We start from the raw sequence: 11,514 nt of genomic DNA, 5'->3' as shown, positions 1-11,514 counted from the left end.
GCATCCCGGCGCCGTATGCAAGCGTCTCGACAGCGTGAACCAGCACTCTTTTCAGATCGCTCCGTTGTTGCGATGTTTCGTGCCGCTCAACACACGCGCTTTGGAGAGGACGAGAGCCATGCGGTCAAGGGTCGGATTTGGCTCGTTGCTTTTCTTGGCCATAGCGCTCGCGACGACGAACGCCGTCGCCGAATGCAAGTTTCAAAAAGTCGCCGAGCTGCCGGTGACGGTGCGCGGCAACCAGTTGCTGGTCGACGCCTCCGTCGGCGGACAGAAATTCAAGATGATCGTCGATACCGGCGCCAGCGTGACGCTGATCGACCAGGCGATCGCCAAAGCGGCAAATCTCGACACGCGCGAAGCTGGCCGTGTCACCGGCGTCGGCGGCGAAAGTCGCGTCGACTGGGCGATGATGAAGGACCTCGTCATCGGCGGGTTTCCGTTTCCCGACCGGCGCTTCCTCATCAACAAGGCGCTCGGAAAACAAGAGCTATCGCTTCTCGGTTTTGATTTCTTCAGCCTGTTCGACGTCGAGATCGACGTAAAGAACGGCAAGATCGTGCTGTTTAAGTCGGACGGCTGCGCCGACGCCAACATGGCGTACTGGGCGCCCGATCGCGCTGACGTGGTCGACATCATCAGCAAGGGTACGCCGCAGATCACGGTGCGCGTCGACGGACAGCCGCTGACTGCAACGTTCGACACTGGTGCCACGACGACGGTCATGACGGCGCGCATGGCAAAATTCATGGACGCCGCCGCGGCGGCCGACGCGCAAAAGCGTAGCGGCGTTGGCATCGACGGACGCAAGGTCGACGGGTATCGCCACGCGTTCAAGACGTTCGAAATCGGCGACGAGCTGATCAAAAACCCGACCTTCACCGTGTTCGATGCGCTGAATACGACATCAACCGCCAGCGACACGCGACTCAGTTCGAAAAGCAACACCGACATGCTGCTGGGCTTCGACTTTCTGCGTGCCCATCACGTGTTCATTTCGAACACCGACAAAAAGATCTTCTTCACCTACGAGGGCAGCGGCAACGTGTTTGCGCCGCCTTCAACAACACCTGCGAGCAAACCATGATGTTGAAGACCGCCGCCCTTGTTGCGTTGTTTGTCGGCGTCGCAACGACCGCACACGGCGACTGCAAACTCGCCGAAATGGGAAAGTTGCCGCTCGAAATTCGCGGCAACCAGGCTTTCATTCCGGGCAAGCTGCGCGGCGAACCAATCCGGCTGCTGATCGATACCGGTGCGTTTCGCACCATCTTCGACATGAAGACGGTCAAGAAAGCAGGTTTGTCGCTGGAAGACGCACCCTATCGTGCGATGGGGATGGGCGGCGAAATTCGCCTGCAGCAAGCGACGTTCGACGATCTGGAAATCGGCGGCATCAAAATGCCGCCCAAACGTTTGCTGGTGAATGCCAGCGGCTTTCCGGGCGGACTGGCCGGCGTGCTGGGATTCGATTTCTTCGGCAAGGTCGACATCGAACTGAATTTCAAAGCCGGCGAGATGAAACTGTTCCAGCCAGTCGGCTGTGACGGTGCGGTGCTTGCCTATTGGGCGCCCGAAAAGGCCGACAGTGTCGAGATGCTTGCGAACAAGGACGGAATCGACATTCCGGTGAAGCTCAACGGCGTGCAGTTCCGCGCATCGCTCGATACCGGCGCAAGCACGACTGCGGTGGGGCGCAAAGTCGCCGACTATTTCGGCATGAGCACGGCCGGCAGCGTCAAAGGCCACGGCGCCGACAATCGCGTACTTGAGGGCGCGATGCAGAAATTCGACACGTTCGAAATCGGCGACGAAACGATCAAGAATCCAAATCTGCGTTTGACGTCCGGCATGACTGCCGGCTTCGCCCATACCGGATCGCGCCTGGAAGACCGCTCCGGCGGAGCGGATATGCTGCTGGGATTCGACTTCATGCGCAGCCACCGAATCCTGATTTCGAATTCGCAGCACCGCGTCTACTTCACGTATGAAGGCGGGCCGGTGTTCGCGCAGCCGCCGAAATAGCGAACGCTTACTTCGCGCTGCTTGGCAGCAATGCGTGACGCCGATTGTGGCCGTCACGCTCCGTCACCGTCGCGACCTATCGCGCGTGCGCCGCATCGGCGAGCGTCTCTTCGACCTTGAATCGAGGGACACGATGCTTCGACTTGTGACAGTAGCGTTGGCTGCGGCGACGCTTGCCGGCCCGGCGCTGGCCGAATGCACCTTGGTGCGGATCAGCGAATTCCCCGTACGCATGCAAGGCACGATCGCGCTGTTGCCGGCGAAGATTCGCGGCGAGAAGGTCGATTTCGTGATCGGCACCGGCGCCAACATGACGCAAATCGATCGCGGCATCGCCGAACGTCTGTCGCTGCCGCGCGACGACAAATCGGGTCTGCGCGTCTATGGCGCCGGTCGCGAAATGAAGCTCGAACGCGTGACGGTGCCGGCGCTCGAATTACCGGGCGCGACAGCGCCAGGTGACTTGCGCATGGCGCTGGCGCCCGCAGCACAACATACGGACGGGATTGCGGGCGTGCTCGGCAACGATTTCTGGAGCAAGGCCGACGTCGAATTCGACCTGCCGCACAAGCGCGTCGCGATGTACCAGAGCAAAAGCTGCGACGTCGCGCCGACGCCGTGGAGTGCCGTTCCCGATCACGTCGATCTGCGCGGCGGCGACGCATTTCAAACCATGCTGCAGGTCGAAATCGACGGCGTGTCGTTGTTGGCGCTGCTCGACTCTGCCGCGCCACAGACTGTGATGTCCTGGCGAACTGCGCGACGGTTGGGCGTGGCGCCGTCCGATCCGGATCTTGCTGTGTCGGGCCGTTGGCGCGGGATCGACGGCAAGCCGATCGACATACGCTCGCACGGATTCCGCAGCTTCAAAATCGGCGAGGAAGAAATTCAGCGGCCGCGCATCGCGATTGCAGATCTGATTGCAGAGACGCGTGGCGACACCGGCTCGCATCTCAGCCAGGACGGCGGCTGGGACTTGTTGCTGGGCGCCGACTGGTTGAACGCACATCGTGTTTATGTGCAATCGCGGGAACGGAAATTGTGGTTCACTTACGAAGGTGGCCCGGTCTTCCGCCCGACGAGCGATGCAAACCAGGACTTTCCTTTCCAAAGCGGGCGCGTCGTCTATGCCCGTGGCGCCGAGTGAGGCGCTAACACGACGACAGGCGCTGCGACTGACCGCGGCGCCGTTCTTGTCGAACGTCCTGCCGGCTGCGTGCATGCGTGCGGCACAGGCCGATGAAGGCGGCATCTTCACGTTGCCGGCCTCGGCCGATATTGGCGGCCGCCCCACCGTTCTTGCGCGCGTGCGCGGTCACGAGTTGCGGTTCCTGGTCGATACCGGATCCACCCGCTCGGTGCTGGACCGCACCGTCGCGGACGCGATCGCGCTCGATCTGCGTCGCACCAACTTCACAGCGCGTGGCATCGGCGGCCCGCTGCCAGTTGAGCTTGCGGTGCAGCCGGGCATGGAACTCGACGGCCTGCCAAATCCGCGCGCGCGCAAACAGTTGTGGGTGCTCGCCAGCGGCGGGTTCGGCCCCGGCATTGCCGGCCTGCTGGGAAACGAATTCCTGTGGGACTGGGACGTCGAATTCGACCTGCCGAATTCTGCGCTGCGTTTTTATCCGCGCGGCACCGCGCCGACCCCCGATGGCGCGCGTGTTTCGCGCTTGCGGCACAGCGAGCGCTATCGCGCCATCGTGCAAATCGAACTCGACGGCGTCGTATTGCGCGCGCTGCTCGATAGCGGTGCGCCGTTTTCGAGTGTTGCGCGCCGTGCACTGTACCAGCTCGGTATCGATGCGAATGACGGCAACAGCGTGCAGGTCGGTACGACGCGCGGCGTCGACGGACAGCCGGTGCTGTTGGAAAATCGCCGCTTTCGGCGATTTGCATTTGAAGATGAGACGTTGGATGCGCCGCGCTTCGCCATCCTCAGCGATCGTCCGGACAAACGCATCTACACCGGCAGCCACATCGTTACCGAGACCGATCACGAGTTCGTCATCGGCGCCGATTGGCTGAATACGCATCGTGTTTTGCTGTCGCCGGCCGAAGACCGCTTGTCGTTTCTGCGTGTCGGCAACAACCCGATTTTTCGCGTGCCCGTACCCGCACGATCCGGCTGAACGATTTCTAGTAACGGATCGCGCGTCACGACGAACGACGTCCAATGGTCCTGCTGCATGATCACCCCTGCTTGTTGTCTGGATCGCCTCCTTCCTCTGGGACTGGCGAAACTGCAGGTTCCCGCTCCCCACAACGGAGGAATGAACCATGAAGAAGTATGTGATCGAGCGAGACATCCCGGGCGTCGACACGCTGAACGCCGAGCAACTCAAAGGTGCTGCGCAGACGTCGAACGACGCGCTGGCGAAACTGGACGGCGTGCAGTGGGTCGAGTCGTTCGTGGCGAAGGACAAGACGTTCTGCATCTACCTGGCCAAGGACGAAGCAGTGATTAAAGAACATGCGCGCATCAGCGGCTTCCCCGCGACGCGCATTTCGGAAGTCGTGACCCGGATCTGCCCGCTCACCGCGGGCTGAGATCGCAGCCGTGAAAAGACGAGGACGTAAGGAGTAGTTCGTGCTGGATGTGACGGTTGTTCTTTTGGACGAAGGTCTTTCTTCGACGGCAGTTGTGCCGGTGGAAATCTTTCACGCCGCCGGTGCGCTCTGGAATGAGCTGCACGATCGTCCAACCCAACCGGCGTTTCGCGTCCGCACCGTAACGTTGGGCGGCAAGCCCGTCCGTAGCTCTTACGGCCTCGTCGTCACGCCCGATGGCGCGGTCGAGGATGTCGACCATACCGACATCCTCATCGTGTCGACGTCGGGTTTGGACATGGATCTTCGGCTGGTCGACAACGCGTCGATGCTGCCGTGGCTGCGCCACCATTACGAGCAAGGCGCGTATGTGGCAGGCGTCTGCATGGCCACCGCCTATCTCGCCGAAGCCGGTTTGCTCGATGGCCGTACTGCGACGACGCATTGGGCGAAAGGCGACGATTTCGCCAAGCGCTATCCCAAAGTGAATTGGCGTCCCGACCTGTTCGTCACCGAAGACCAGCGCATGCTGTGCAGCGGCGGCGTCTACGCATCGATGGATGTCAGCCTGTATCTGGTCGAAAAACTGTGCGGCCATGAAGTCGCGGTGCAGTGCGCCAAGGCGTTGCTGTTGCCGATGCCGCGCATCCATCAATCGGGCTATGCGATGTTGCCGATCTCGCAGCCGCATAGCGACGAACGAATTCGCGTCGCCGAGACGTTCCTGCAGGCGAATTATCGCGACGACGTTTCGACTCAGACCTTGGCCGATCGTTGCGGCCTCGGTGCGCGCACGTTCGTGCGCCATTTCAAGGCCGCAACCGGACGGCTGCCGGCGGCCTATCTGCAGGCGCTGCGCATCGAAGCGGCCAAGTCGATGCTCGAACGGGACACCAAAGCGATCCAGTCGATCTCGACCGAAGTCGGCTACGACGACGTCGCCTTCTTCCGCAGCCTGTTCAAGCGCAGCACCGGCATGACGCCGGCCGAATATCGCGCCCATTTCGCACCGCTGCGCGTGCGCGGCCAGGTCGCCCTGGAAGCGCCGTAAGTCGCCGTATTCGTCCGGTCGATTTTTGGCTGCGATCGGCAGTTCAGAGGGAATTTCGCCTATGCCGCGTGCGTCTCAGCCCGAATGATCGATGGCGCGCGATGAGGGAATTGATGCTCACGCCTGGCGATATGCCTTGGGACGTCTTTCCGCTGGATACGTGGGCACGCCTGCACAAACGCATTGCGACGCAGCTTGGCGTCGGCGCGCTGCGCCCTGGCGCAGCTGCAGGCTACATGCCGTTGCGGCAGGAACTGGCACGGCGGCTCGGCGATACGCTCGGCCGTTCGATCGACGCGGCACATATTCTGATCTTGCCGTCGCGCGCAGCGGCGCTGCGCCTGGTTGCCGGCGCGTTGCTCGACGATGCGCGCGAAGCCTGGGTGGAATCGCCCGGCGATAGTCTGCATCGCGCCGCGATCCTCGGCGCCATCGGCACGCCGATCGGGTTTCGCGCCGATCCGACCAACATCCAGGTCGCGCTCGCACGCGGTGTCGTGCACACGGCGCGCTTCGCGCTGGTCAGTCTCGGCGCTTCGACGCCGATCGGTGCACGTTTTTGCAATGCGCGCCGCGCCGCGCTGCATCATTGGGCGAGCGGCGTTGACGGCTGGTTCGTCGAGGACGATCTCGGCGGCAATCTATTGTTGGATCCGACAATCACCGCTGCCGGCTCGCATCCGCGCAGCGTGCTGGTCGGTTCGTTCGGCAAGATCGCAGCGCCGGGCATCGATCTCGCCTATGTCGTGGCTCCGCCCGCCGTTGCCGAACAGCTGCTCGCTGAATTGATGTTGAGCGGCAACGACACGCTGACTTTGCACCAGGCGGTGTTGCACGGCTTCATCACCAGCGGTGCGCTCGATGCGCATCTCGACCGGCTGCGGCGCGAAGCGACGGTGCGCTTCGATGCATTCTGCAGCGGCATCACGCGCTATCTCGAGCCCGGCCGCTCGTTGCGTGCCGATGCGCTGACCTTCACGGCGACGATCGATCTCGAACATGCGGCGGCGGAACGCGAGCTGGTGGCGTCGTGCCGGGTGGCGGGCTTTGGCGTGATGCGCCTGTCGGATTTCTGCGATCCGGCGCTGCCCAGCTTCGGTCTGGTACTTGGTTTCGGCGGCGCCAGCGCGGCACGGCTCGAAACCGAAGCGGCGCGGCTCGGCATGTTGTTGCGTGCACGGGCGGTGGCGGAAAAGCGCGCCGACCGCAGCGCGCCAGCCCACATGAACGCGTTTGCCGCCGAATAACCGTTAAATATATTGCGAGATCGTCGCGTTTTTGCGCACTCTCTCGCAATGGTTGCCAGGATCCATACGGTCGCCTTTCGGGGTTGCGACGTGCAGTCGATCGACGTGCAGGCGCAAATCACCAACGGCATGCCCGGGTTTCTCGTCGTCGGCTTGCCCGACAAGGCGGTCGCGGAAAGTCGCGAACGCGTGCGCAGCTCCTTTTACGCGATGGGCCTGTCGCTGCCGGCCAAACGTGTCGCGGTCAATCTCGCGCCGGCCGACGTCCAGAAAGAAGGCTCGCATTTCGATCTGCCAATCGCGCTGGCCCTGCTCGGCGCGATGGAGGTGCTGCCGCGTGACGAGCTGGCGCGTTTCGCGGCGCTGGGTGAATTGGCGCTCGACGGGCAGATCGCATCCGTCACTGGCGTGCTGCCCGCGGCGATCGATGCGGTGTCGCGCGAGCGCGGCCTGATCTGTCCCGCTGCACAAGGCGGCGAAGCAGCCTGGGCCGGCCCGCTCGAAATCATCGCGCCGCAATCGTTGCTGGTGCTGATCAACCATTTCAAAGGCACGCAGATCCTGTCGCAACCGGCACCCGCAACGCCGCGCGACGATGCACCTTCGCATGCCGATCTCGCCGACGTGCGGGGCCAGGAAAGCGCGCGCCGTGCGCTCGAAATCGCTGCGGCTGGTGCGCATAATTTGCTGCTCGTGTGACCCATACGCCCCGGCACCGCGTTGCGCCTTGCAAGGTCTACGCGGATACCCTGGGGATGACCGAAAAACCTTTAGCTATCAGCTATATCCGCTTCTCCAGCTCCGCACAGGCGGCCGGAGATTCCGAACGACGACAGCTCGCCTTGGCCGAGCGCTGGTGCCAGGAGAACGGCTACCGGCTGGACGAAACCCTCAAGGATCTGGGCCGAAGCGCCTTCCGCGGCGACAACGTCAAGGAAGGTGCGCTCGGTCGGTTCCTGGCGGCCATCACGCAAGGGACCGTACGACCTGGGTCGATCCTCCTGATCGAATCTCTCGATCGCCTGAGCAGGATGCCGCCCTACGACGCCGTCGCCGTGATCCAACAGATCGTCAATCACGGGGTCGAGATCATCACACTGTTCGACCGCGTCCGGTACAGCGTCGATCTCCTTCGCAAGGACTCGAGCCTTCTGCAGCGCCTGATCGGCAAGCTCGAGCGCGGTCACGACGAAAGCAAGGTGAAGAGCGACCGCCTCGCTGAAACTTGGGACGGCAAGCGCGCGACGATCTCCCTGAAGCCGATGACGTCGATCTCGCCCGCCTGGATCGAGTTCGACCGAACCGTCGGCGAGTTCCGTCTCATTCCAACGGCCGCGGCCGTCGTCGAACGGATCTACGCGATGTCAATCGGCGGTATCGGGCCCCGAAAGATCGCGCGCGTGTTCAATCAGGAGGGCGTCCCGCCGATCGCGCGCAAGCAAGGATGGGGTGAAACATACGTGAAGAAGATCCTGGGAAATCGCCAGGTCGTCGGCTTTTTCCAGCCTCACAAGAAGGTCAACGGAGTGCGCGTTCCCGTCGGCGAAGAGGTCGCCGATTACTACCCGCCCGTGATCGACCTGGTGACGTTCATCAACGAGGCGGATGCGCGCGCGAGCCGGCGCAACAAGCCTGGCCAGAAGGGTGAAAGGTTCTCGAACCTGTTTAGGGGGCTCGGGGTCTGCGCGTCGTGCGGCTCGCCGATCTACCGCCAGAACAAGGGACGTTCGAGTCCGGGTACGGGCGATCTTGCCTATGCCGTCTGCTCCAACCACATTCGCGGTGAGCACTGCGACGACCCTCCGCGTTTTCCCTTCGACAAGCTTGAAACCTACACCGTCGTTCTCGCACTCCAATTCATCGGCGAGGCCGACCACGCCGTCGCGATGCACCGGCGCGCGTCCGCGCTCGCCAGCGGTCGCGCCGCCGAGAAGGCAGCGAAGCGCGGCGCGCTGCTACACGAGTTCGCAAGTCGCAAGGTCTCGCCGCCGGACATCCTGAAACTCGTGGGTGACCTTGCCGAAGAGGAAGCGGCGTTGCGCGAAGAGGCCACGGCGCATGCGCTCGCGGCTGCGAAGGCAGGCGGGCCGCGTAAATTCGACGTCATCGAAGCTTGGAAGCGTGCCCGGGAACTTGAAACCGCCACCATCGACGAGCGCCTCGCGTTCGCCGCCGAACTCAACCGGCTGCTCACCTGCATCAAGGTTGGTCCGGGCGAGATCGAGTTGTTTCGCTCGGACGGTAAGTCGCTGGGCGTCGCGCACGTGACGAAAGATCGACTGTGGTCGCCCCCGTCGCGAAGATCCGTCGCCGGCTAACGACGTGGGCGAACGGTGCGCGACGTACGGACGAAATCCGCGCTAGATTTGCGGACGGCCGCTCCAGGGCAAACCATACGTCGCGCGCGCGAGCTCGTCGCAGAAGCTCTCGTGCTTTCGCGCCAAATCAGGCGTGCGGACAAGCAAGAAGAAAATGCTCTCGGCGATCTGCTGCAGCGTGTTCGCGCTCGTCCAGATTACCGAAGGGTCGCCGCCGTGAATGAGGGCCGATCGATTTGAGTAGAGTTTTCTTAGAAGCGAGGCGAGCTCTGCTCGACCCCCGTTGTCGTCCGTCAGCATGACCGCGGCATGTCGAGCAATGGTCTGTACGACCGGCGAAGTCTTGTCGTCGCGCGTGAGAACGGCCTCGATCGCTGTGAAGAAATACAGGAACCGTTCAGCGCGATCGGCGGCCTGACGACCGCGTGCGAGCCAGCCGAGTCCACGGCCAATCTGCTCGCCGAGCGATTTCGGACGTGCGTTAAAAATCGCATCCGCATTCGCCTTGAACGAGTCGGTGGCTATGGCGCGCTGAATGAGCGGCGTTATTGAATACGTCGGCGGCAACGAAACTTTGCCGAACGATGCTGCTGTGCAAGTAAGCTTGATCCCCGCCTTCTCGTGATGTGGAAAAAACGGGTGAGGCTCAACGTCGCCAATCTTGGGGAAAAGCGGACCACGTTCTGGAACGAGGAGACGGAGATAGCTGACGGCCACGTCGATCAACCACTTGGCCTCTTCGTCTGCATTCTCCGGGGCGCCGACGATGGAAACAACCCAGCATACGGGGTGGATCGTGAAGGTCCACGCGTCACCCGGCTCTGGAAATTCCGTGTAAGTCAGCCGTTTCCCTGGCACCAACCGGACGAGCTCGCCCTCCGGTCGTTCGCGAAGCTCCTGATCGAAACGCTGCGTCGTTGTCGCTCGAACTGGTCCGATGCTCACGTCAGCGCCGGCGAGATGAAATAAGTAATTCGGATATATGCCCTCGATCACCGTAGTTGCACGGGTCAAGATCGTGTCGATTAGGCGGTCGATACCTGAAGTCAGAACTTCGGGATTGGATTCGTCCTTCAATTCGAAGGCGCACTGTTCTGCAATTTTGCGAATGGCGCTTTCGTTACCTTTGGTAGCTCCAAGGTATTCCGCAGCACGTTGCGACAGGTCTGCCAGCGCTTGAACTAGTTCTGGCGTGTGCTCTATCGCGCCAAGCTCGTGGAGAGTCCAACCGGGGCTGCGAAGGATACGTGCAACGTCGTCGCGACCCTGCACGGCCGCTTCCCGAAACGCGTCCACGTAAATCGTTGCGAGCTTTTGCAGCTCCCCCCTTTGCTGTTTGTCCATCTGCCCGCCCGATGACGCATTCGCCGGTTCGCCCCGACCTAATGTCGGCCTTTCATCAATAAGTGACAATTTGGCACGATTGTTCAGTAAAAAGGTTCGCTCTCGATATCTGCGGGTACCGGCAACGTGTTTTGGACAAAGCCCGATGGCGCGACTCTGTGCGACGGCTTCGTGCAGCTCGCCGCCACCGTCTGGGATACGCTTGAACACGGATGGTCCGAACCGGCCAGAGTCAGCGAAACCACGATCACGGACATGATTGTTGCGTGGCTGCGGCGCTACTATCCCGACCAGGTCGACGCATACAAAACACATAACGAGAGTTTGGTTGGCGGCGATATCGACATGCATTTTGTCGGGCCGGCCGAATACTTCGGCATCAGGTTTCAGGCGAAGCGTCTCGACGGCCAGAAGGAAAATCTGTCGTACCCCGCGCTCGATTCACAACAGTGTGAAGCCTTGCAAGAGCACGCAAGCGCGGCGAACCTTCACCCATTATATCTCTTTTATAATTGGTGGCCCGGTCACCCTGCTGACTTTCATGCGGGATGCACGGTGCTCGATCCGTGGTTCGTGCGAGATGCATTCCTGGAACATGAGGATGGTGACTGGCGGCGCGCTGCCAATTTCCTTCCTAAGAGCAGGCCCTGGCACAATCTCGTTTGCCTTTCCGGCCCTCCAATTAGCTACCCAGACGTCAGGCCCGGTTCGCCCGCGGGTGTCTCTGCGGTTGCTAGACATCTTAAGCCGAGATTTCGCGCACCTCCCGGGGTAAGCGACGAAGGGCACGCGTACATCGGACGCCTTCGTAGCGCGCCTCGTTCGGTGCGAAGCCTCGCGGAGAGTACTGATGCGCAGTCGGAGTACTTTGAGCGCAATTCCGTGCGCTGGACCGTTGTCGTCAAAGACATGGGCCCGAATCCAAGCAGCGATTTTGAGTCCTCGCCTGCTCCAAGATGAACTGTTGCGCAGCCCAAAA

At 62.0% G+C, this 11,514-nt stretch carries 11 protein-coding genes; 10 read left to right on the top strand and 1 reads right to left on the bottom strand.

The genetic code is table 11. The annotated features are described in order from the left end of the window. Positions 1-154: 154 nt before the first annotated feature. The 9 genes from TMPK1_RS14895 to TMPK1_RS14855 all read left to right on the top strand — a co-directional run bounded on the left by TMPK1_RS14895 (position 155) and on the right by TMPK1_RS14855 (position 9,191). Entirely contained in the window at positions 155-1,087 is a 933-nt protein-coding gene (locus tag TMPK1_RS14895; protein WP_420243888.1) for a retropepsin-like aspartic protease family protein, read from the top strand. Continuing rightward, positions 1,084-2,025 carry a retropepsin-like aspartic protease gene (locus TMPK1_RS14890; RefSeq protein WP_420243887.1) on the top strand — a complete coding sequence of 314 codons (942 nt, stop codon included), beginning with the start codon at positions 1,084-1,086 and terminating at the stop codon, positions 2,023-2,025. The genes TMPK1_RS14895 and TMPK1_RS14890 overlap by 4 nt, the downstream gene beginning before the upstream one ends. A 133-nt stretch (positions 2,026-2,158) precedes the next feature. Beyond that, positions 2,159-3,172 carry a retropepsin-like aspartic protease gene (locus TMPK1_RS14885; protein ID WP_420243886.1) on the top strand — a complete coding sequence of 338 codons (1,014 nt, stop codon included), beginning with the start codon at positions 2,159-2,161 and terminating at the stop codon, positions 3,170-3,172. After that, entirely contained in the window at positions 3,153-4,157 is a 1,005-nt protein-coding gene (locus TMPK1_RS14880; protein ID WP_420243885.1) for a retroviral-like aspartic protease family protein, read from the top strand. The genes TMPK1_RS14885 and TMPK1_RS14880 overlap by 20 nt, the downstream gene beginning before the upstream one ends. A gap of 148 nt (positions 4,158-4,305) precedes the next feature. Continuing rightward, on the top strand, positions 4,306-4,575 hold the full coding sequence (locus TMPK1_RS14875; protein WP_420243884.1) for a DUF4242 domain-containing protein: 270 nt from the start codon (positions 4,306-4,308) through the stop codon (positions 4,573-4,575). 40 nt (positions 4,576-4,615) lie between these two features. Next, a complete protein-coding gene (locus TMPK1_RS14870; protein ID WP_420243883.1) occupies positions 4,616-5,626 on the top strand; it encodes a GlxA family transcriptional regulator in 1,011 nt (336 codons plus the stop codon). Between the two features lie 113 nt (positions 5,627-5,739). Next, entirely contained in the window at positions 5,740-6,873 is a 1,134-nt protein-coding gene (locus tag TMPK1_RS14865) for an aminotransferase-like domain-containing protein (protein ID WP_420243881.1), read from the top strand. A gap of 90 nt (positions 6,874-6,963) precedes the next feature. Beyond that, positions 6,964-7,572: a magnesium chelatase domain-containing protein gene (locus TMPK1_RS14860; protein ID WP_420243880.1), complete on the top strand. Its 609-nt coding sequence runs from the start codon at positions 6,964-6,966 to the stop codon at positions 7,570-7,572. A 56-nt stretch (positions 7,573-7,628) separates the two neighbouring features. Beyond that, positions 7,629-9,191, top strand: a complete 1,563-nt coding sequence (locus TMPK1_RS14855) for a recombinase family protein (protein ID WP_420243879.1) — start codon at positions 7,629-7,631, stop codon at positions 9,189-9,191. A 42-nt stretch (positions 9,192-9,233) separates the two neighbouring features. Here the strand turns inward: TMPK1_RS14855 and TMPK1_RS14850 are convergent, their stop codons facing one another. Continuing rightward, positions 9,234-10,745 carry a hypothetical protein gene (locus TMPK1_RS14850; RefSeq protein WP_420243878.1) on the bottom strand — a complete coding sequence of 504 codons (1,512 nt, stop codon included), beginning with the start codon at positions 10,743-10,745 and terminating at the stop codon, positions 9,234-9,236. On the opposite strand from TMPK1_RS14850, the gene TMPK1_RS14845 reads away from it, so the two are divergent. Further along, the gene (locus TMPK1_RS14845) at positions 10,707-11,495 is read left to right on the top strand and encodes a DUF6615 family protein (protein ID WP_420243877.1); all 789 of its coding nucleotides are present in this window, start codon (positions 10,707-10,709) and stop codon (positions 11,493-11,495) included. The two genes, TMPK1_RS14850 and TMPK1_RS14845, sit on opposite strands and share 39 nt — an antisense overlap. Positions 11,496-11,514: the final 19 nt, after the last annotated feature.

It is taken from the genome of Roseiterribacter gracilis (assembly GCA_018332375.1).
Classification (GTDB): Bacteria; Pseudomonadota; Alphaproteobacteria; order BOG-932; family Roseiterribacteraceae; genus Roseiterribacter; species Roseiterribacter gracilis.
This window is presented reverse-complemented; position numbering and strand designations above follow the sequence as displayed.

What these genes read in the sequence shown, in the direction of transcription:
- TMPK1_RS14890 (WP_420243887.1), top strand. Translation starts at nt 1,084, where the DNA reads ATGATGTTGAAGACCGCCGCCCTTGTTGCGTTGTTTGTCGGCGTCGCA.
- TMPK1_RS14885 (WP_420243886.1), top strand. Translation starts at nt 2,159, where the DNA reads ATGCTTCGACTTGTGACAGTAGCGTTGGCTGCGGCGACGCTTGCCGGC.
- TMPK1_RS14880 (WP_420243885.1), top strand. Translation starts at nt 3,153, where the DNA reads ATGCCCGTGGCGCCGAGTGAGGCGCTAACACGACGACAGGCGCTGCGA.
- TMPK1_RS14875 (WP_420243884.1), top strand. Translation starts at nt 4,306, where the DNA reads ATGAAGAAGTATGTGATCGAGCGAGACATCCCGGGCGTCGACACGCTG.
- TMPK1_RS14865 (WP_420243881.1), top strand. Translation starts at nt 5,740, where the DNA reads ATGCTCACGCCTGGCGATATGCCTTGGGACGTCTTTCCGCTGGATACG.
- TMPK1_RS14855 (WP_420243879.1), top strand. Translation starts at nt 7,629, where the DNA reads ATGACCGAAAAACCTTTAGCTATCAGCTATATCCGCTTCTCCAGCTCC.